Raw genomic sequence first — 20,414 nt, 5'->3', positions numbered from 1 at the left:
GCTGCCAGCCGGAACTTTGGGAGGAGGAAAGCATGGATAGCCTGTTGTCAGGGCTGAAGACTGTCGTCGACGGGTTGGGTGCGACGGTTCTGCTGCCGATCATCATCTTCATCATTGCCGTGGTTCTGGGGGCCCGCCCCGGCAAGGCGTTCCGGGCTGGTGTCACCATCGGCGTTGCCTTCATCGGCATCAATCTCGTCATCGGCCTGATGTGGACCAACCTCAGCGAGGTGGCGCAGGCCATCGCCACGAACACCGGCGTCACCCGCGACATCGTTGATGTGGGCTGGCCGTCCTCGGCGGCCATCGCATTCGGCTCGCAGGTCGGCCTCTGGATCATCCCCATCGGCATCGCCGTCAATGTCGTGATGCTGCTCGCCGGCCTCACCCGTACGCTGAACGTGGACGTGTGGAACTTCTGGCACTTTGCCTTTGTCGGCTCGCTGGTGGTCGCTGCCACCAATTCGCTGGGCATGGGCCTTGCAGCCGCCGCCATCATCGCCGTCATCTGCCTGATCTTCGCTGACTGGAGCGCCAAGGCCGTGCAGCGTTTTTACGGCCTGCCAGGCGTTTCGGTGCCGCATCTTCTTTCCGTTCAGATTCTGCCGATTGCAGTCGCCGTGAACTGGGTCATCGACCGTATTCCGGGCCTGCGCGACATCGACCTCAGCACCGACCATATCCAGGAACGCCTCGGCGTGCTCGGCGAGCCGGTGGTTCTGGGTCTCGTCATCGGTGTGGTGCTTGGCGCCATCGGCTTCTGGAACCCGGAAGACATCGCCGGCATGATCACCAAAGTGCTGAAGACCGGCATCAACCTTGCCGCCGTGATGCTGCTGCTGCCGCGCATGGTGAAGATCCTGATGGAGGGCCTGATCCCGGTTTCGGAAGCTGCCCGCGAATTCGTGCAGAAGCGCGCCGGCAACCGCCAGATCAACATCGGCCTCGACTCGGCCATTCTCATCGGTCATCCGGCGGCCATTTCCAGCGCACTGCTGCTGGTGCCGATCGCCATCCTTCTGTCGGTGGTGCTGCCGGGTAACCGGGTCATCCTCTTCGCCGATCTGGCGGTGATCCCCTTCGTCGTGGCGCTTGCCGCACCCATCGTGCGGGGCAACGTGCTGCGCATGGTGATCATTGGCACGATCACGCTGGGCATCGGCTTCTACATGGCCGGTTCGCTCGCCCCGCTCTTCACCAAGGCAGCAGTCTCTTCCGGCTTTGCGATGCCCGCAGGCGCCTCGCAGATCACCGCCATCGGCGACGGCTTTGTCTGGCTGGCTTGGGCAACGGTGGAGCTGGTGCAGGTCTTCGGCATCATCGGACTGGTGATCCTGGGCATCTGTGCCGCTGCCGCCCTTCTCGCTCTCGTCACCAAGCGCGCTGCACTCGAAAAGCTGGCAGGCGGCGAAGATGATGCTTCCGAAGGAGCGAATGCATGACGGAATCCCTTGCAGACTGCGTGGCTGAGGACGGCATCTTCCTCAAGGCGCAGGCACAGGACGCAACCTCGGTGATCGGCCTTCTGGCCGGTCACCTCAGGGCCAAGGGCCTTGTTGCCGAAACCTACGTTCAGGCGGTCATCGACCGTGAAATGGTGATGCCAACCGGCCTGCCGATGGAAGACGGACTGGCGGTGGCTGTGCCACACACCGATCCGCAGCATGTCATCCGCTCCGGCATTGCCATCGCCACGCTGGCGGAACCGGTCGCCTTTGCCAGCATGGACGACCCGGACAACGAACTGGCAGTCCGCGTGGTCTTCGCATTGGCACTGAAGAGCAAGGATGAACAGATCGGCATGCTTCAATCCATCGGCAGACTGCTGCAGGATGGGGAGCGAATCCGCAAGCTGATCGAAGCATCCGACCCGCAGGAAGCGCGGGCGCTGCTGAACGCAGCCTGAGGGCCGTAGAAGAACAACAGGAGGAAACTGATGGCGCAGACCAAGACCGTTCTCGTGGCATGCGGCACCGCCGTCGCCACATCCACCGTGGTGGCCAACAGCCTGGAAGAGGCCATGGCCGCCCGCGGCATCCGCATCGAGACCCGTCAGTGCAAGGCGACAGAAGTGCCGAGCCTGATCGATCAAGCCGATCTCGTCGTCTCCACCACGCCGCTGCCGCCCAACCTGCCCAAGCCCGCAATCGTCACCCTCGCCTTCCTCACCGGCATTGGCCGGGAAGCGGAAATCGAGAAGATCGCCAAGATCCTTGCTGGCTGAACGGACGCCAGGACCAGAAGACGGAACAGGACCGATGGAGACGATGAAGCGCGTGCGCGTTGGCGTCGAGGGGGCTTGCATGCCCGCCCGGCTGCCGAGCTCGTTCGCCTCGCCAAAGGCTTCGAGGCAGAAATCGTGATCGAAGCCGGGGCGCAGACCGCTCCCGCCCGCTCTTCGCTGAAGCTGCTGCTGCTCGGCGTGAAGGAGGGTGACGAGGTGGAACTGCGCACCAGCGGCCCTGAAGCTGCTGAGGCCCTGTCCGCCGTCTCCGGGTTTCTTTCAGGCGGCGCGGCGCATACACCGGCTGCCACGCTTGCATCCGAGGTCCGTGAAACGTCTCCCACGCCTGCTGCGGACACGGCTCCTGCCGTTGACGCAAGGCCGGCGGGTGCCCTCAAAGGCATCGGTACGGGTGGCGGACCTGCCATCGGTCCGGTGTTCCATTTCATCCAGCCCGCGCTGGAGGCCCCGGCTGGCCCCACCCCGTCGGAAGCCCGCAGCGTAGAACTGGAGAAAGTTGAGGGCGCCCGCGTCCGGCTGCTTCAGCAGATCCATGAGGACGCCGCCCAGGCCGCTTCCCCGCAGGCCCGGGATATTCTGACCGCAATCGCCAGTCTGGCCGAAGACGCGGATTGGGCCGCCACGATTGCAGCCCATGTGGCCGACGGGCAACCGGCCATCACCGCCATTCTGACCGCCGGACGCGAGATGGCAGCCGCGCTTGCCGCCCTTCCGGACCCATATGCCCGTGCCCGCGCCGAAGACATGGATGCGGTGGCCCGGCTGCTGGCACTTGCCGTCAACGGTCTCAAGCCTGTTTCGCTTGCCGACTGCCCGGAAGGGGCAATCGTCGTGGCTGAAGATCTGACTGCGCTGGAAATCGGCGCGGCGGACCTGCGCCGCACTGGTGGCCTCATCTGCCGCAATGGCTCGGCCACCAGCCATGCGGCCATCCTTGCCAAGGCTTTCGGCATTCCCGCCGTTTTCGGTGTTGCCGATCCGGAAAACAAGCTCGCCGCTGCGCGTATGGTCGCGCTCGATGGCACATCGGGGCTGGTCTACCCGGACCCGTCATCTGATATTGCGGAAACCTTCAAGGCCCGCTGCGCCGAGGCCCGCGCCGAGGCAGAGCGGCTTTCCGCGCTGCGGGATGTTTCCCCGTCACGCGCGATGGCACGCCGGTAACCGTGGCCGCGAACATCGGTTCGGTGAAGGACATTGAGCTGGCAAAGGAACACGGCGCCATGGGCGTCGGCCTGATGCGCACCGAATTCCTGTTCCTCGGGCGCACCGCCCTGCCGGATGAGGAAGAGCAGTTCACCACCTACCGGACCGTGCTGGAGGCTTTCCCCGGCCATCCTGTGGTGATCCGCACCCTCGACATCGGGGGCGACAAGCCGGTACGCGGCATTTCCGTGCCGCAGGAAGAAAACCCTTTCCTTGGCTTGCGTGGCATCCGGCTGTGCCTAGCCAATCCGGCCCTGTTCAAGGTGCAACTGCGTGCACTGCTGCGCGCGGCCCCTTACGGCGATCTCAAGGTGATGCTGCCTATGGTCAGCGACCCGGCGGAAATCGCCAGCACCCGTGATCTCATCGCGGACTGCGAAGCCGAGCTGACGGCAGAGGGCAAGGCCTTTGGGAGTTTTGATCTCGGCACCATGGTGGAGACGCCCGCCGCCGCTCTCATCGCCCATGATCTGGCGGCGGTGACGGCCTTCTTCTCCATCGGCACCAATGACCTCACCCAATATGTCATGGCCGCCGACAGGATGAACCCGTCCGTTGCCAGTCTCTGCCAGACGCACCATCCAGCTGTTCTGCGCGCTATCCGCATGGTCGCGGAAGCCGCGCAGGCAAATGGCATCTGGTGCGGCATCTGCGGCGAGGCAGCTTCCGATGCAAGCCTGCTTCAGACCTTCCTCGATGCCGGTGTGCGCGAGCTCAGCATGGCACCAGCCTCCATCCCCCGCATCAAGCAGGCCATCGGCGCTGCCACCCTCTCCTCCCCGCCTCAGACCCCCTGAGGTCAGACGCCACCTGCCCCGGAAGACCGCTTCCGGGGCATTTTTCTTGGTTAAGCCCGTGCGGCGCTTGAGCGCCTTCAAGGCGTGATGCGTCAGCATCTCAGCGCCTTGGCATTACAGGATCTCACTGACAGGTGAAGCTCTCCGCCGACGCGGGGTCGCTGCCGGTGTAGCGGGCCACCTGCGGATGCGGGCAAAGCTTGCGCGTCACCTTGCCCAGCGCCGCGATGCCCTCCTTGTTGCCATCCGTCACGGAGGCAATCACCGCACCGGGAGCCTCGTCCTTTTCCACCCAGTCCGTCAGGCTCGCGAAAAAGTCGAAGCCGTCTGCTGTTGGTCCGCTGGCGCCATGGGGCATGCCGGCAATCCGGTAATAGCGGATAAAACCGTCCAGATCCGTGCCAGCATTGGCCGAGAGTTTCTCGAACCAGGCATCCGTGTCGCGGATGGAGAACACCGGATCACCTGCCCCATGGAACAGGACAATCTTGCCGCCCGCCGCCCGGAAGGCTGCAAGATCGGGATTGCCCGCGCCCGGCGGGGTCATGAACTCCATGGCGGATTCGGGAAAGTCATCCGTCTTTGCGAAGATCTTCGGCGCGTCCGTGTCGAAATTGAAGGCGGCGAGATAAGCCATCAGCGCCTCGGGCGTGCCGTCAACACGGGTGGGCGGTGTTGTGAAAATTTGCGCTAGTGAGGGAGCGCCCAGCGCAACGATGCGCGGTAGGCTGGCAAAGGCTTCCGCCTCGCTGTTGACCCGCCACATGCGCCAGTTGGATGAGGCCATGCCCGCATCCCAGACCCAGGGGCATAAAGCTGCTCGCCCTTGCTGTTGTGCGGCCCCTTCAGCATCGTCTGCAGCGCTTCGATCTTTGGCTGGCTGAGGCAGCCGGTTTCCTGCCCGGCCTTGCAGGCGAGTGCGGATATATCAAAGGCCTTCTGGCAGCCATCGATATTCTGCGCCAGACCATCCGTCAGCCCGTCCAGCCCGTCACAGGCGGCCAGAATGCCTTTGGCGAGAACATCCGTATCGTCCTTTGACAGGGAGGTGCGGATATCGCCGGAAATGGCCGCCAGTGCCTGAAGGTCATGGGCATGCTGCACGGCAGCTTTAGGCAGATTGAAGCCGGGATAGGCGATCAGCAGCCCGTCGAAGGCATCGGGCATGCGCTCTGCCGCCACCATGGCATGGCGCCCGCCATTGGAACTGCCCAGACCGTAAGACCGCTGCACAGGCTGGCCATAGAAGGTCTCGACCATCTGCAAGGCCACCGGATTGAGCCGCGCGACGGCACCATAGCCATAGTCCCGGCGGGCCTGAGGATCGAAGCCGAAACGCGCCCCGCCCGCAAGTCCGGCATCCTTTACTGCAGCACCATCGTGACCGGCATCACTGGAGACGACCGCATAACCGCGGCCAAGCGCCGTCTGGCTCTTGTCTCCGCCCAGCACCTGACCAAGGGCAGGCACCACCCGGCCATCATTGCCGCCATTGAATTGATGCACGAAATCCCCGTTCCAGTTTTCCGGCAGGCGCAGTTCAAAGGAAATGGCGTAGGGCTGGCCATCCACACCGTTGCGCTGGTCCAGCTTGCCCTGAACCACGCAATGGGCCACAGGCGCAGCATTGGAGCGGCCAATCGCGGCATCTTTGGCAACCGCCTCGCTGCCGGTGACGTCCAGCCCCTCGATCTGGAACAAGCTTGCAGCGGCATTGCAATCTGCCGCTGCCTGTACATTTTCCGTGGCAGCCACAGGCAGCAGCGGCGCCGTCAGCAGGCTGGCAAGCAAGGCTCGTCTGAATTTCATTCCGTCCTCCCGAAACCAAATCCGGTCTGCGTCGTTTTCTGCCTGTGATGCAGCTCCTCCTGTGGTCACAGCCAGAAAGTGCAGTCCCGATGCAATCCGTATTGCAGGTCGTATGCTAGTGGGCATCCTTTTGGCTGGACAAGTCAAAACCGCGCTACAGCCATGCACCAGCCGCCTTGCCGGTCCTGCTGTGGCATCCGGTTTTGCACGAACTGCCGCTGTCACACGTCCGTAGTGTCATCTGACTAAACAGACGCCCAAGGGGCGATGATTCGAAGAGGCCTGGAATGACCCCGTCGACTGTGCTTTTCGTCTGTCCGGACAACGCCCTTCTCGGGCCACTGGCTGAGGCTTATCTGAACAGCCTTGCGCCGCAGGGAATTCGTGCCTTTTCTGCCGGGCCCAATCCGCGCGGCACGCTGCATCCGCTGGCCCGCCGCCTGCTGCAGGATCACGGGCTGGACGCGCAGGGTCTTGAACCCAAGAGCTGGGACATCTTCATGCTGCCCCATGCGCCACAGCCTGACAGAGTGGTGGCGCTGACGGATAGCGTGGCTGGGGGCCATCAGCCGGACTGGCCCGGAAATCCGCCACGTACGCTTTGGCAGGTGGCGGCCTGTGAGGCTGATAGCCGTCCCGAAAGCCTTGCGGCCTGCAGCGAGTATTTCCGCCGCATTCGCCACTGCATCGATCAGACGCTTGCCCAGCAGATTCCACCCGTGCACCGGCAAGCGCAGGAGCTGCTTCTTGCCTCTTGCTGAAACCACATGCACCTTGCCGAAACTTTCTGGTGCTAGATACCTGTTGAGCACATAGGCCGATACTTATATGCAGGCGGCCTGGGCCCGGAAAATCTGCAGCCATGCGCGTGAGGCCTAAAGTGTTGCGATCAGGTGGAAGCCTTTCTTGACCGAGTATCTCAATCAGATCGTCACGTTCCTGGGGGACAACCCCGAACTGGCCGGGCTCATCTGCTTCCTCATCGCCATGGGCGAGGCCCTTTTCATCGTCGGCCTCTTCGTGCCCAGCACCGTGGTTCTGGTCGGTGCGGGCGCGCTCGCCGGTCTTGGCAAGCTTGATCCGCTGTCGATCTTTTTATGGACCACTCTCGGCGCCATCGCCGGTGACGCGATTTCCTATTGGGTTGGCTATTTCTACAAGGACCGGCTGCGCAATGTCTGGCCCCTGTCCCGCTACACCAGCATCATGGAGCGGGGAGAAGCCTTCTTCCGCCTGCATGGCGGCAAGAGCGTCTTCATCGGCAGGTTCGTGCCGGGGTAAAATCCGTCGTGCCGGGCATCGCCGGCATGGTGGGCATGGACGCCTGGTACTTCACCTTCGTCAACGTCACCTCGGCCATTGCCTGGGCTGTCTCGCATCTGGGACCCGGCTTCATTGCCGGCACCGCCCTCAGCGCCATCGGCGAGGTCAGTGGCCGTCTGGCGGTGATGCTGGGCGTGCTCTGCGTCATCCTCTTTGTCGTGATCATGCTGGGCCGCTGGCTGATCCAGATCATCATGCCGCTGTTTGCCGGCACCCATGGCGCCATCATCGGCTGGTTTGCCCGCCGTCCCGGTCCGGTCTCGAAGTGGGTGGCCCGCTCTTTTGATCCGCAGCATCCCCGCTCCACCGGCATGCTGGCATCTGCGCTCCTGCTGATCATCACCATGCCTGCCTTCTTCTGGCTGGTGACGCAGCTCACGCCCGGCGACACCCTGACCCAGGCGGATCTGGCGATCCGCAACCTGTTCGAGAGCCTGCGCTCTCCGCTGGGTGACCGCATCCTCGTGCCTATCACCATGCTGGGCGATGGTTTTCTGCTGACCATCTTTGCGCTGCTGGTCGCGGCCTATCTGTTTGGCCGCAAGGCCTGGCGCAGAGGCACAGGCTTCCTTATCGCCGTCAGCACAACGGCGCTTTTCGTGCCGCTGATGAAGGCTCTCGTTGTACGTGAGCGGCCCAACGCCTTTGGCGACGGAGTGCATGGCTTCAGCTTTCCTCCGGCCACACGACGGTCACCACCGTCATCTTCGGTATCATTGCCGTGCTGATCGCCCATGAGCGCTCTGCCTGGTCCAAGGCCGGCATCTTCACCATCACCGCCATCTATGTGCTGACCATGGCCTTCTCGCGGGTCTATCTCGGCGTGCACTGGACCAGTGACGTGCTGGCGGGCCTGCTGTTCGGCACCGCCATGGTCGCCGCCTTCGCCTTCGTTTTTGGCCATGTCCACAACGAAAAGGTGGGCCGGGGTGTTCTGGCGGCCATCGTGGCAAGTGCCTTCGTCGTGTTCGGCGGTTGGCACATCACACGCAACCTGCCAGCAGCCCTTGCCACCTATAGCCCCGTGCCGTACGAGCAGGTGCTTGGCGAAGCGGACTGGCTGGACAGCAGCTGGACGCGCGTTGCACCGCGCCGTGTTGGTCTCAGCGGCGATGAGGAAGAGCCGTTGATCGTGCAATATGCAGGTGATTTGGGCGCTCTGGCCCTCAGACTGGAACAGGAGGGCTGGCAGAAGGCGCCGGCCTGGACCGTGAGATCTGCCGCAGGGTTCATTGAAGGCCAGACGAGCGCGGAGATTCTGCCTGCTCTGCCGAGGACCCATTACGGGCGCTATGCCGCCCTGGTGATGATCCGCAACAGCAATTCGCCGGACAAGAATGACGATATCCGTCAGGTGCTGCGCCTGTGGCCTACAAGCTTCGTCATCAAACGCGGGAATGACGTCACGCCTCTTTATGCTGGCGGCATCATTTCGGAAGAAATCCTGCATCCTCTGGGCGAATTCTCTGCACCCAAGACGGAACAGGCCGCACCGCCGGCCAGCCGCAACCCCTTCCTGCAGCTTCCGGGAGCGACCGCCCGGCAGCGCCCGGATGGTTCGGCGGTGACGTTGGTCCCTGCGCTGCCCGCAGCCGCGCAATAGTTTCATTTTTTGAAAATACATCTTGGCGCAACCCAGCTAGTTTCTTATATGTGAAACAAGCGGCCATCCTTGGCCGTCTTCAGGCATCTGAAGAGAGGGTTAGTATGCCAACCGAATTCACGCCGCTTCTGTCGCTGGCAGGGGGTGCACTCATCGGCCTTGCCGCCGTTGCCTTGATGGCTGTTCATGGCCGCATTGCCGGGATCACCGGCATTTTGGGCGGGTTTCTGCCGGGCTCGGGCGAAAGTGACCGGGGCTGGCGCATCGCCTTCATCGCCGGAATGGTCTCTGCCCCTATCATTGTCATGGCCTTGACCGGCAGCATGCCGCAGATCGCTGTGCCGGTCTCCACACTTGCGCTGGTGGCCGGCGGATTTCTGGTTGGCATTGGCGCCACCTTCGGCTCCGGCTGCACCAGCGGCCACGGGGTCTGCGGTCTGTCGCGCCTCTCCGCCCGTTCCATTGCCGCCACGCTGACCTTCATGGCCACCGGCGCGGTCACCGTCTTTCTTGTCCGTCACGTCTTCGGAGGCTGAGACCTATGCGTATTCTATCCGCCTTTGTGATCGGCACCGTCTTTGGCCTCGGCATTCTGCTGTCGGGGATGATCAATCCGGCCAAGGTTCTAAACTTCTTTGATGTTGCCGGAACATGGGACCCGAGCCTCGCCTTTGTCATGGGCGGCGCGCTGACCGTTACCGCTATCGGCTACCAGGTCCTCTTCCGTAAGGCAGGCGCACCGCTGCTGGCCCCGCGCTATCTCGTGCCTGCCCGCAAGGACATTGATCCGAAGCTCATCGGCGGCGCGGCCGTCTTTGGTATCGGCTGGGGCCTGTCCGGTTTCTGCCCCGGTGGGCTTGTGCCCGCGCTCGGGCTTGGCCAGAGTGAACCGTGGATCGCCTTCGCGGCCGTGGTCGCAGGCATGCTGGCTGCCCGGGCCGTTGGCATGTTGCAGCCGCAGCCGAAACCAGTGCGTCCGACACTTGCATCTGGCGAATGACCTGAGCCCTCAGGAGAAGCATCATGAGCACGCAGTCCTATCCGGTTGACATGACGGTGACCCCCGAGGTCACCGCCTTCTTTGATCCGCTGACCAACACCATCAGTTATGTGGTGAAGGATCCGGCTTCGGAGGCCTGCGCCATCATCGACAGTGTCATGGACATCGACTACGCCGCCGGGCGGATCAGTTATGTCTCGGCAGACCAGATCATCCGCTTCGTCGAGGAGAACGGCCTCAGGGTGGAATGGCTGATCGAGACCCATGTCCATGCCGACCACCTATCCGCAGCGCCCTACATCCAGGGCAAGCTGGGTGGCCGTCTCGGTATCGGCAGCCAGATCACCGTGGTGCAGGAAACCTTCGGCAAGATCTTCAACGAAGGCACCGAGTTCCAGCGCGACGGCAGCCAGTTTGACCGGCTGTTCGAGGATGGGGACACCTATCAGGTCGGCAGCATGACCTGCTTTGCCATCTACACCCCCGGTCATACGCCTGCCTGCATGACCCATGTGATGGGCAATGCCGCATTCGTGGGTGACACCCTGTTCATGCCCGACGGCGGCTCGGCCCGTGCCGATTTTCCCGGCGGGGATGCGGGTACGCTCTACGATTCCATCCAGAAAGTGCTCGCCCTGCCGGACGAAATGCGCCTGTTCATGTGCCATGACTACGGCCCCAATGGCCGCGACATCCAGTGGGAAACCACGGTGGGTGAGGAAAAGGCGCATAATATCCACGTGGGCGGTGGCAAGACGCGGGAGGAGTTCATCGCCTTCCGTACCGCCCGCGATGCTGAACTCGACATGCCGAAGCTGATCATCCCCTCGCTGCAGGTCAACATGCGTGCTGGCAAATTGCCTCCGGCGGACGATAGCGGCAAAACCTTCCTGAAGGTTCCGGTCAACGGGCTTTGAGGGGCGCATCGTGGCAGGGTGCCCCCACCCACCCGCGCCCGCCCGGAGGAGCGCGGTGATGGGCGTCGGCTCTTTGCCTTGACCGGACCTGTTCCCCGCTTCCGTTTTCTCCCACCAGCGAGCCCTCCAATGAACCGGCTTCAGCGTTATTTTCCGATCCTTGACTGGGGTCGCACTTATGACCGGGCGGCGGCCACCAATGATCTGATTGCGGCCGTGATCGTGACGATCATGCTGATCCCGCAATCGCTTGCCTATGCACTGCTGGCGGGGCTGCCGGCAGAGGTGGGGCTCTATGCCTCCATCCTGCCTCTGGTGGCCTATGCCATCTTCGGCACGAGCCGGGCGCTGGCAGTGGGTCCTGTGGCGGTGGTGTCACTGATGACGGCCTCTGCGGTGGGAGAACTGACGGCGCAGGGAACGGCGGAATATCTGGGCGCGGCCATTGCGCTTGCCTTCCTCTCCGGGCTCATCCTTATCGCCATGGGCCTGTTCCGCCTTGGCTTTCTCGCCAATCTCCTGTCACATCCCGTGATTTCCGGCTTCATCACCGCGTCTGGGCTGCTGATTGCGGCAAGCCAGCTGAAACACATTCTCGGAGTACCTGGCGGCGGAACCACGCTGGTGGAGATCGGCTCATCGCTGGCCGCTAATCTTGGCCAGATCAACCCCATCACCCTGTCCATCGGGCTGCCCGCCATCGGCTTCCTGTTCTGGGTGCGCAAGGGCCTGAAACCGCTTCTGATCCGTGCCGGACTGCAGCCAAGGCTCGCGGACAGCATCGCCAAGGCGGGTCCCGTGGCTGCCGTGGCTGTCACAACGGCGCTTGCTGCAACACTCGACCTCGGCAAAGAAGGTGTGAAGCTCGTTGGCCACATTCCCGGCGGACTGCCCACGCCCGTGCTTCCGCCCTTTGACGCAAAATTATGGCTCGATCTGCTGGTCCCTGCCCTGCTCATCTCGGTCATCGGTTTCGTGGAATCGGTTTCCGTGGCGCAGACGCTGGCCGCCAAGAAGCGCCAGCGCATCATGCCGGATCAGGAGCTGATCGGCCTTGGCGCCTCCAATGTGGCCTCGGCCATCTCCGGCGGCTATCCTGTGACAGGCGGCTTTGCCCGCTCGGTCGTCAATTTCGATGCAGGCGCCGAAACCCCGGCGGCAGGCGCCTACACCGCTGTGGGCATTGCACTGGCCACGCTGTTCCTGACGCCGCTGCTCGCCAGCCTGCCGCAGGCAACCCTTGCCGCCACCATCATTGTCGCCGTGCTGTCGCTGGTGGATTTTCCGGCCCTTCGCCGTACCTTCATCTATTCGCGCAGCGACTTTGCCGCCATGGCTGCCACCATCCTCGTCACCCTGCTGGTGGGGGTGGAAACAGGCGTCACAACGGGCGTTGTGCTGTCGGTGCTGCTGTATCTGTTCCGCACCAGCCGCCCGCATATGGCTGTCGTCGGCATTGTTCCGGGCACGGAGCACTTCCGCAATGTTCAACGCCACAAGGTGGTAACCGGCAGCACGGTGCTGACCGTCCGCGTCGATGAAAGCCTTTACTTCGCCAACAGCCGCTATCTGGAAGACCGCATCCTGGAACTGGTGGCAGAACGGCCGCAAATCCGCCACGTGGTACTGATGTGCACCGCCGTGAACGTGATCGACGCCAGCGCCTTCGAGAGCCTTGAGGAGTTGAACCGGCGTCTGAAGGATTCCGGTGTCACCTTCCACCTGTCAGAGGTGAAGGGTCCGGTGATGGACCGGCTGAACCGCACCGATTTCACCCAGCACCTCACGGGCCAGGTGTTCCTCACCCAGTATGACGCCCTGTGTAGCCTTGATCCCGAAACCGCGCACCTCTCCGAAGCCCGCCACCCCAAACGCCGCGCCATGAGCTCACTGTGGGGCGGGCCAGAGATTTGAGTGTTCTGCCCTGACGGATAAAGGAGACCCCTTTCTCGCAAGACAGAGATGGCGCAGTCGCAGCTTGCCCTCATCTGGACGCAGCTGATACCTGTCAGGCCCTCAAACGCCTCATTGGGCTGCGAGCTGACCCTGCGTGCAACTTTGCTCTTTGTCATGCGGGTCAGCTTCCTGAACATGCCGGAAGATCAATGACACTTGCACGGAACCTGTTTTTGCTGCTCTTCGCTTTGTGCAGCAGTCTCCCCGGCCCTGCCGCACTGGCGGCTTCCTACAAGGCTGGTGTGACACGCGTGACAGGTGAGGAAGCGGGCGGCCAGATCACGGCCTTCGTTTGGTACCCGGGCTCCGCAGAAGAAGCACCTTGGCAGGCGGGCCCGTTCGAGATCCGGGCGGCGCGCAATGGCCCGTTTGCGGATGGCCGTTTTCCTGTGGTGCTGTTGTCCCACGGGCGAGGGGGCGCTCCGCTGAGCCACCGTGAGCTCGCAGCCAGCCTCGCCCGCGAAGGCTTCATTGTCGTGGCTCCGGTCCATCAAGGTGATACTGCCGGCCAACCGTCTGCAAGTCTGCCCCTGATCCTGACACGCCGCCCGGCACAAGCCATTGCGGCACTGGACGCTGCGCTGGCAGACAGCCGGATTGCTCCGCATGCGGACACTGGCCGGATCGGCATGATCGGCTTTTCCGCAGGCGGATACACCGCACTGACCGTGGCCGGGGCCAAGCCGGATTTTGAGCTCGCCCTGCGTTTCTGTCAGACACCGGCAGGGCGCAGTGATCCTGGGTCCTGTCCTCCCGATGACGATGGCATACAGACCGCTCTGGCGGATTTGAAGGCCTGGGAGGCCCCATCTGAATCCCGGTTCAAGGCGCTGGTCTTGCTGGATCCTCTGGCCATCATGTTCGATGCCCGCGCGCTTGCGGATGTGAAACTCCCGGTCATGCTGGTCCGCCCGCAAGATGATCTTTACATGCGTTCGCAAGCCAATGCACTTGCCCTTGCGCAGAACCTTCCAGCTCCACCGCAACAGCTATCCATGCCTGGACGGCACTTTGTCTTTATTGACCCGTGCCCTCCAGCCTTGGCAGAAGAGGCGGAGCTGATCTGCAAGGATGCGCCAGGAGTTGACCGGGCTGTCATCCACCGGACCCTTGAGGCCGCTATTGCCGCATTCCTGAAAGAGAACCTCTAGCGCGAACCAGACAGTGCGCATTGCTCTCTGCGCGGCCTTTCCCAGAGATCACCTTTCGCTTGCCTTCCGCACATCACCCGGGCAAGGGTCGCGGCCATGGAACAGACGCCCCAGCCCATACCTGTACAAGACCCGCCCGAGGCAAGTCTGCGGCAGCGGTTCGTATCCGGCCCGCAGAGCGGCGGGAGCGGCATTCTGGTCATCGTCTATTCGCAGGTGCGCGTGCCCGAAGACCGGTTTGGGCTGGAACGGCTGTTCATGGACACCCGCCACGCCTGCCTCTTCCTCAATGACCTGCGCTGGCGCTGGTATGAGGGGCAGACGGCGGCCATCGACACGGCGATTGACGCTGCCATCGCTCGGGCAAAGCCTTCGCGCATCATCCACTATGGCTCGTCCATGGGCGGCCATGCGGCGCTGGCGGCGGGCTTGCGCCGGGGAGATGGCGAGGTCCACAGCTTCGGCCCGGAGCTTGAGCCCGGACGGCCCGGCACACAGAGCGCGGACTATGGTCTTGCCTCACCCGGTACGCCAGCAGAGGCGCTGGCGCTTGCACCGGAGTTCGCACGGCTTGAAACCCCGCCCGGCCATCCGCTGCATCTTTACTTCGGGCATTTCGATGCCGCCGATGCCGCTGGTGCGGCGCGGGTGCTGAGCCGCAAGGCGGAAGTCCCGGCGATGGCGGGTATCCACGTGCATGAACTGGCCTCCTGCCACGCCAGCCATGACCATCTCTACGCGCTGAACGTGATCCGCAAGATCATCCGCACCTTTGAGCGCGATCCGGCGGCGGAACTGGCGGCCCGCGATCTGCTGCAAACCCTGCAGCCTGCGTTCCATGCCGGCTTCTCGCAGGCCGCCGAACGTCTGGCGCAAAGCACCCTGCCGGATGAAGCAGATCTTCTGCGGCTTGACGGCCTTGCCCCAAACCACATCGGCCTGCTGCGCCTCAGGGCGGAAGTGGCTGCTGCACGCGAAGACCTGGAAGCCGCCCTTGCCCTGATGACGCGGGCCGAAGCGCAGATTGCCAGCCACCCCAGCCTTGCCGCCCTGCCCAAACGCTGGCGCAAGGACCTGACGCTCGCCCGCATCCGTTGGCTGGCGGACCTTGGACGACAGGCGGAGGCGCAAGAACGTCTGACCGTGCTTGCAGCGCAGATGCCCCATGATCCAAAGGTGGTGGCACTGGCGGGGAGCTTGGCATCACACTGCCGGAAAGCTGAAAAACGGCGGGAGCCAGCTTGCATTTTTCGAACAAATGCGGAACATTGACCGAATGAACCCGTTGGACCGCCCTTTTGGCAACCGCATTGCCCTGGATGACCCGCTGACGGATGGACGTCAGTCTGAAACCGCGCTCAAGGTCTGGCGCGGGGCGGCGCGGCTCATGCGCCTGCAAGGCTATGCCTGCTTGGCCGAACTGACACTGGCCTCCGGGCGGCGGGCCGACCTTATCGCGCTGGGCCCGAAACACGAGATCATCATCATCGAGGTCAAATCCTCCATTGCGGACTTCCGGGCGGATAGCAAATGGCCGGACTACCGCACCCACTGCGACCGGTTCTATTTCGCCACCCATGTGGACGTGCCTTCAGAGATTTTCCCTGAGGATGCCGGGCTGATCCTGTCCGATGGCTATGCGGCCGATATCCTGCGCGAGGCCCCGCACCATCCCCTGGCCGCCGCGACGCGCAAGGCCGTCACCTCCCGCTTTGCCCGTCAGGCGGCGCTGCGCCTGCATGACCTCCTGGACCCGGACGCAAGAGCCATCGCCAGCGTTCTCTGATCCTTCGCGCAAGGGCTGGCGTAAGAGGGAAAGTCTCCACGTAACCACGTCCTTGCCAGCACCCGTCATGCCCTCGGCCTCTAAACCCTCCTCCTCGTCCGGCCTGCAGGTTGTCTGGTTCAAGCGGGACCTGCGCACCTTCGATCATCAGCCCCTGTTCGAGGCGGCCCGCCTTGGGCCGGTGCTGCCGCTCTACATCGTGGAGCCGGGTCTGTGGGCGCAGCCGGACATGTCCGGCCGCCAGTTTGCTGTCCTGCGCGAATGCCTTGAGGAGCTGCGGGAGGCGCTCGCCCGGCTGGGCCAGCCGCTGATCATTCGCACGGGTGAGGCGGTTCAGGTGCTTTCCGCGCTGCACCGGGCGCGGGGCATTGCCGCGCTCTGGTCGCATGAGGAAACCGGCAACCTGTGGACCTTCCGCCGCGATCTGGCGGTGAAGGCTTTTGCACGGGCCGAAGGCATTCCCTGGCATGAGCCGCGCCAGACTGGCGTGATACGCCGCCTTTCAAGCCGCAATGGCTGGGCAGCACGCTGGGATCACGACATGCGCAAGCCCCTGCTGCCGGAAGCGCCGCTCATTCCGCTGGCAAGCCTTGGCCTCACCATTGATCCCGGTCCTTTGCCTTCGGCAGAAAGTCTTGGCATTACGCCGGATCCCTGTCCTCAGCGCCAGCCCGGCGGGCGCAAGGCAGGACTTGCCTGTCTTGAGAGCTTCCTTCACCGGCGCGGCAAGACCTACAGGTCCGGCATGTCGAGCCCCGTCTCCGGCTTCGATGCCTGCTCCCGCCTCTCACCTCACATTGCCTTCGGCACGTTGTCCTTGCGAGAGATTACGCAGCGGGCGGAAGACCGGCTCATCCAATTGGTCCATGAGGGTGCTGCGCCGGGTGCGGTCTCATGGCGCGGCGCTGTCAGCTCCTTTCTTGCCCGGCTGCACTGGCACTGCCACTTCATGCAGAAGCTGGAGGACGCACCGCGCATTGAGACGAGCAACCTGCACCCCGCCCATGATGGCCTTCGCCCGCGCGAGCCGGACCGGGCGTGGCTCGAGGCGTGGATGAAGGGCGAGACCGGTTTGCCCTTCGTGGATGCCACCATGCGGGCGCTCCTGGCCACCGGCTGGATGAACTTCCGCATGCGCGCCATGCTGATGGCCGTCTCCAGCTATCACCTGTGGCTCGATTGGCGGACGCCGGGAGAACATCTCGCCCGATGCTTCACCGACTATGAGCCCGGCATCCACTGGCCTCAGGTGCAGATGCAGTCCGGCACCACGGGCATTAACACCATCCGCATCTACAATCCGGTGAAGCAGGGGCTGGATCAGGACCCGGACGGCCGTTTCATCCGCCGCTGGGTGCCGGAGCTCGCCGCCATTCCCGATGCCTTCCTGCATGAGCCGTGGAAGGCGCCCAATGCAGGCGCCGTTCTGGACAAGATCTATCCTTTGCCTGTGGTGGATCATGTGGCGGCGGCACGGGCGGCGCGGGACAAGGTCTGGTCCTTGCGCAAGGACCGCGAATTTCACAAGGCGGCAGACACCATTCAGGAGCGGCATGGCAGCCGCAAGGCCGGTATCACCCGGCGCGGGCGGGATGGCGGAGCACGGCGCAAACGCGCGGCAGACACAGGCACTCAGCTCAGCTTTGGCCTGCTGTTGCCGGAGGAGGGAGGCAAGGGCACCCCATGAAAATGCGCAAGAAATCCGATCTTCCGGTCAAGACCTGCCGCACCTGCGCAAGGCCCTTCACCTGGCGGCGCAAATGGGCCCGCAACTGGGACAACGTGATCTACTGCTCAGACCGCTGCCGGGGGCCCGCAAAGGCAACAGCCCGTTGCCTGAAGATCCGGCGGGGAGACGCAAGGTTCCGCCCGCAGGCGCTAGAGGCATCAGCTCATGCTCCAATGCAGCACCAGCGCTGGCTTCAGGCGAGCCCATCCGGGCGGAAGGCGTCCACCACATGTTCGGGCCAGCGCAGAGGCACCACCAGAACCAGATCAAACCTCAGCGTCTGCGCGGCAAGGTGCGGATGATGCAGCAGGTAGATCTGCGCGGCGCGGATGATGCGGTTGCGGGCAGTGGGAGTGACAGCCTCCAGCGCGGCGACCCTGGTGCGCCGGGCCTTGACCTCGACGAAAGCGACTACATCGCCGCGCTCGGCAATGATGTCTACCTCACCGGTTGAGGCCTTGAAGCGGCGCTCCAGAATGCGCCAGCCGCGCAGGCGCAGCGACAGGGCTGCAAGGCTCTCGGCCAGATGACCCAGCCGGTAGGCTTTCCGCCGCTTGTGCCGCCGCCCCTGCTCCGTCATGATCCTGCCTCTTCCCCTCATCCTCTGCGGAGGCTTTCAGCGCCAGCGCGAGTTTGTAAACCTCGTTCCGGTCAAGCCCCGTGCGCTTCGCCACGTCCTTGGCGGCTGCGGCGACGGGCATGCCCGCAAGGGCTTCGGCGAGCAACGCTTCCACATTGGCAGCGTCTTCCTCATGAGCCTGCACCTCTGGTGGACCGATGAGAACGACGATTTCACCCTTCGGCGGATTTTCCTCATAGTAGGCGGCGAGTTCCGCCAAAGTGCCGCGCTGGAAGGTCTCGAATTTTTTCGTGAGTTCACGGGCGACCACGGCAGCCCTGTCGCCCAATACCTCAGACATGGCGGCAAGCGAGGCCGCGAGCCGGTGAGGCGATTCGAAAAAGGCAAGGGTTGCCGGAATGGCCGCCAGTTCCGCCAGCCGGCGGCTCCGCTGACCGGCCTTCTGCGGCAGAAATCCGGCAAACAGAAGCGTATCGCTGGGCAGGCCAGAGGCGACAAGCGCGGCAAGCGGCGCGGAGGCGCCCGGAATGGGGATGACCCGGTGGCCTGCCTCCAGCACATCGCGCACCAGCCGGTAGCCTGGATCAGAGACAAGCGGCGTGCCCGCATCGGAAACCAGCGCCACCGCCTTGCCTTCTGCGAGAGCCGCCAGCAACCTCGGGCGCTGCCGCTCCGCATTGTGCTCGTGATAGGGCAGCAGAGGCGCGCGCAGACCGAAACGCTGAGCCAGCGTCGCCGTGACGCGCGTATCCTCACAGGCAATCACATCTGCGCCAGCCAGCGTTTCCAGGGCGCGCAAGGTGATGTCCCCAAGATTGCCGATCGGCGTCGAGACGACATAGAGCGCGGCTTCCTGCCGTGGTGCCTCGACAGTCTGTCCGGCCACAAAATAACGCCGCTCGGGCGGGCTTTCAGCCATCGTCATGTCAAAACTCCGGGCAACATCAGCTTAAGGGGTGTCCAACACGTGATCCAGCCTCGTGAAACTGGACAGGAACGTTCTGAATTCGTAAAGGTTTTTGAACGCGGACGCGAGGAGGCCATAGTGCAAAACACGATTGAAGCCGCCAAGGGCATGAAAACAGCATCCCCACATGCGTCCGGGCGCAGCTTTCTGCGACGGAGCCGGCTTCGTTTCGCCGCCCTTGCCGGGGCGCTCGGCCTTATGGCAGGCTGCATGCCTTCCACCATGGGGCCGGTGCAGGACGGTTCTTCCTTCCCTGCCACGCCATCCGCGCCCACTGTGGCAGGCGAAATGATTGGTGATGGGTCGATTCGCGTTGGCCTTCTGCTGCCGCTCAGCGGCGGCGGTTCTGCCTCGTCCATCGCCACGACCTTCAAGAATGCCGCACAGCTGGCGATCAATGACTTTCAGGGCTCCAACATCCAGATTCTGGTGAAGGACACGCAGGGCACGGCAGAAGGCGGGCGCGCGGCGGCCGAGGCGGCCATGTCGGAAGGAGCGGAGCTGCTGCTCGGACCGGTCTTTGCTCCCGCCGTTACCGGCGCTGCCAACGCGGCGCGCAACGCAGGCCTTCCGATCGTTGCCTTCTCCAGCGACACGGCTGTCGCAGCCCCCGGCGTCTATCTGCTCAGCTTCCTGCCTGCCGGCGACGTGCGCCGGATCATCGGTTACGCGGCACAGCAGAACCGCAAGTCCTTTGCTGCCCTGTTGCCGGATGATGCCTATGGCGCTGTTGCCGAAGCGGCCTTCCGTCAGGAAGTGGGCCGCGTGGGTGGCCGCATTGTCGCCATCCAGCGCTACAAGCTGACGGGCAGCGACACGTCGGATCTGGCGGCCAAGACGCAGCAGCTGGCTCCGAACCTGCCGCAGATTGATGCGCTGTTTGTGCCCGCGGGCGGCGGTGTTGCGCCCTTCGTGGTGCAGACGCTGGTGCAGCAGGGGGCCAACCTTGGCACGGTCAAGCTGCTCGGCAGCGGCCAGTGGGAAACCCAGCAGGTGACCAACAGTCAAATGATGACCGGAGCCTGGTTCCCTGGTCCGGAAAAGAGTGGCTTTGATGCGCTGGCCAGCCGCTATCAGGCAGCTTACGGCAGCCCGCCGCCGCGCAACGCCTCGCTCGCCTATGACGGCACCATCCTTGCCGCCGGGCTCGTGCGCTCTGCCGGCCCGCAGCGCTTTGCCACGCAGACGCTGACCAACCGCGACGGCTTCCTCGGCATCGACGGAGTGTTCCGCTTCCTTCAGAACGGCCAGAACGAGCGCGGCCTTGCGGTCTATGAGATCACCGGTTCGGGCGTGAAGCCTGTTTCCCCGGCCCCGCGCGATTTCCGCAGTCCCAGCTGAGAAA

General features: G+C 63.8%; 23 protein-coding genes. 19 read left to right on the top strand and 4 right to left on the bottom strand.

Annotated features, from left to right (window positions below; translation table 11 throughout):
* The first annotated feature begins 32 nt into the window (after window positions 1-32).
* The 5 genes from ACQB61_RS18925 to ACQB61_RS18905 all read left to right on the top strand — a co-directional run bounded on the left by ACQB61_RS18925 (window position 33) and on the right by ACQB61_RS18905 (window position 4,248).
* Window positions 33-1,442: a PTS galactitol transporter subunit IIC gene (locus ACQB61_RS18925; protein ID WP_430513884.1), complete on the top strand. Its 1,410-nt coding sequence runs from the start codon at window positions 33-35 to the stop codon at window positions 1,440-1,442.
* Entirely contained in the window at window positions 1,439-1,906 is a 468-nt protein-coding gene (locus tag ACQB61_RS18920; protein ID WP_430513883.1) for a PTS sugar transporter subunit IIA, read from the top strand. Before ACQB61_RS18925 ends, ACQB61_RS18920 begins: the two co-directional genes overlap by 4 nt.
* A gap of 30 nt (window positions 1,907-1,936) precedes the next feature.
* On the top strand, window positions 1,937-2,224 hold the full coding sequence (locus ACQB61_RS18915) for a PTS sugar transporter subunit IIB (protein ID WP_019964237.1): 288 nt from the start codon (window positions 1,937-1,939) through the stop codon (window positions 2,222-2,224).
* A 75-nt stretch (window positions 2,225-2,299) separates the two neighbouring features.
* On the top strand, window positions 2,300-3,409 hold the full coding sequence (locus tag ACQB61_RS18910) for an HPr family phosphocarrier protein (RefSeq protein WP_430513882.1): 1,110 nt from the start codon (window positions 2,300-2,302) through the stop codon (window positions 3,407-3,409).
* A 2-nt stretch (window positions 3,410-3,411) separates the two neighbouring features.
* A complete protein-coding gene (locus ACQB61_RS18905) occupies window positions 3,412-4,248 on the top strand; it encodes a phosphoenolpyruvate--protein phosphotransferase (protein WP_430513881.1) in 837 nt (278 codons plus the stop codon).
* A gap of 124 nt (window positions 4,249-4,372) precedes the next feature.
* On the opposite strand, the gene ACQB61_RS18900 is transcribed toward ACQB61_RS18905, so the two are convergent.
* Window positions 4,373-5,035 (bottom strand): tannase/feruloyl esterase family alpha/beta hydrolase, encoded by a 663-nt coding sequence (locus ACQB61_RS18900; RefSeq protein ID WP_430513880.1) that lies wholly within the window; start codon window positions 5,033-5,035, stop codon window positions 4,373-4,375.
* On the bottom strand, window positions 4,939-6,057 hold the full coding sequence (locus tag ACQB61_RS18895; RefSeq protein WP_430513879.1) for a tannase/feruloyl esterase family alpha/beta hydrolase: 1,119 nt from the start codon (window positions 6,055-6,057) through the stop codon (window positions 4,939-4,941). Before ACQB61_RS18895 ends, ACQB61_RS18900 begins: the two co-directional genes overlap by 97 nt.
* A 287-nt stretch (window positions 6,058-6,344) precedes the next feature.
* On the opposite strand from ACQB61_RS18895, the gene ACQB61_RS18890 reads away from it, so the two are divergent.
* From ACQB61_RS18890 to ACQB61_RS18830, 13 genes are all read left to right on the top strand, one after another.
* A complete protein-coding gene (locus ACQB61_RS18890; protein WP_430513878.1) occupies window positions 6,345-6,818 on the top strand; it encodes a low molecular weight phosphatase family protein in 474 nt (157 codons plus the stop codon).
* Between the two features lie 145 nt (window positions 6,819-6,963).
* Window positions 6,964-7,338: a DedA family protein gene (locus ACQB61_RS18885; RefSeq protein WP_430513877.1), complete on the top strand. Its 375-nt coding sequence runs from the start codon at window positions 6,964-6,966 to the stop codon at window positions 7,336-7,338.
* A gap of 8 nt (window positions 7,339-7,346) precedes the next feature.
* Window positions 7,347-8,108 carry a hypothetical protein gene (locus ACQB61_RS18880; protein WP_430513876.1) on the top strand — a complete coding sequence of 254 codons (762 nt, stop codon included), beginning with the start codon at window positions 7,347-7,349 and terminating at the stop codon, window positions 8,106-8,108.
* Entirely contained in the window at window positions 8,102-8,983 is an 882-nt protein-coding gene (locus ACQB61_RS18875; protein ID WP_430513875.1) for a phosphatase PAP2 family protein, read from the top strand. Before ACQB61_RS18880 ends, ACQB61_RS18875 begins: the two co-directional genes overlap by 7 nt.
* 104 nt (window positions 8,984-9,087) lie before the next feature.
* Window positions 9,088-9,519 (top strand): YeeE/YedE family protein, encoded by a 432-nt coding sequence (locus ACQB61_RS18870; protein ID WP_430513874.1) that lies wholly within the window; start codon window positions 9,088-9,090, stop codon window positions 9,517-9,519.
* Between the two features lie 5 nt (window positions 9,520-9,524).
* Window positions 9,525-9,983 (top strand): DUF6691 family protein, encoded by a 459-nt coding sequence (locus ACQB61_RS18865; protein WP_430513873.1) that lies wholly within the window; start codon window positions 9,525-9,527, stop codon window positions 9,981-9,983.
* A gap of 23 nt (window positions 9,984-10,006) precedes the next feature.
* Window positions 10,007-10,900, top strand: coding sequence for an MBL fold metallo-hydrolase (locus ACQB61_RS18860; protein WP_430513872.1), 894 nt, complete (start codon window positions 10,007-10,009; stop codon window positions 10,898-10,900).
* Window positions 10,901-11,029: 129 nt separating this feature from the next.
* Window positions 11,030-12,814, top strand: coding sequence for a SulP family inorganic anion transporter (locus tag ACQB61_RS18855; protein WP_430513871.1), 1,785 nt, complete (start codon window positions 11,030-11,032; stop codon window positions 12,812-12,814).
* Window positions 12,815-13,005: 191 nt separating this feature from the next.
* A complete protein-coding gene (locus ACQB61_RS18850) occupies window positions 13,006-14,007 on the top strand; it encodes an alpha/beta hydrolase family protein (protein ID WP_430513870.1) in 1,002 nt (333 codons plus the stop codon).
* A 96-nt stretch (window positions 14,008-14,103) separates the two neighbouring features.
* Window positions 14,104-15,279, top strand: coding sequence for a hypothetical protein (locus ACQB61_RS18845; protein ID WP_430513869.1), 1,176 nt, complete (start codon window positions 14,104-14,106; stop codon window positions 15,277-15,279).
* A gap of 4 nt (window positions 15,280-15,283) precedes the next feature.
* Window positions 15,284-15,793 carry an MmcB family DNA repair protein gene (locus ACQB61_RS18840; protein WP_430513868.1) on the top strand — a complete coding sequence of 170 codons (510 nt, stop codon included), beginning with the start codon at window positions 15,284-15,286 and terminating at the stop codon, window positions 15,791-15,793.
* Window positions 15,794-15,860: 67 nt separating this feature from the next.
* Window positions 15,861-17,480 carry an FAD-binding domain-containing protein gene (locus ACQB61_RS18835; protein ID WP_430513867.1) on the top strand — a complete coding sequence of 540 codons (1,620 nt, stop codon included), beginning with the start codon at window positions 15,861-15,863 and terminating at the stop codon, window positions 17,478-17,480.
* Entirely contained in the window at window positions 17,477-17,824 is a 348-nt protein-coding gene (locus ACQB61_RS18830; protein WP_430513866.1) for a DUF2256 domain-containing protein, read from the top strand. Before ACQB61_RS18835 ends, ACQB61_RS18830 begins: the two co-directional genes overlap by 4 nt.
* Here ACQB61_RS18830 and ACQB61_RS18825 read toward each other — a convergent pair.
* Window positions 17,716-18,048 (bottom strand): YraN family protein, encoded by a 333-nt coding sequence (locus ACQB61_RS18825; RefSeq protein ID WP_430514418.1) that lies wholly within the window; start codon window positions 18,046-18,048, stop codon window positions 17,716-17,718. The two genes, ACQB61_RS18830 and ACQB61_RS18825, sit on opposite strands and share 109 nt — an antisense overlap.
* The gene (gene rsmI / locus ACQB61_RS18820; protein WP_430513865.1) at window positions 17,966-19,027 is read right to left on the bottom strand and encodes a 16S rRNA (cytidine(1402)-2'-O)-methyltransferase; all 1,062 of its coding nucleotides are present in this window, start codon (window positions 19,025-19,027) and stop codon (window positions 17,966-17,968) included. The genes ACQB61_RS18825 and rsmI overlap by 83 nt, the downstream gene beginning before the upstream one ends.
* Before the next feature lie 120 nt (window positions 19,028-19,147).
* Here rsmI and ACQB61_RS18815 point away from each other — a divergent pair, with 120 nt between their 5' ends.
* Window positions 19,148-20,410, top strand: coding sequence for a penicillin-binding protein activator (locus ACQB61_RS18815; RefSeq protein WP_430513864.1), 1,263 nt, complete (start codon window positions 19,148-19,150; stop codon window positions 20,408-20,410).
* The last annotated feature ends 4 nt before the right edge of the window (window positions 20,411-20,414 follow it).

This window comes from Pannonibacter phragmitetus, assembly GCF_050510895.1.
Lineage (GTDB): Bacteria > Pseudomonadota > Alphaproteobacteria > Rhizobiales > Stappiaceae > Pannonibacter > Pannonibacter phragmitetus_B.
Note: the sequence above shows the minus strand (reverse complement) of the source record. Positions and strands in the feature narration are given on the sequence as shown.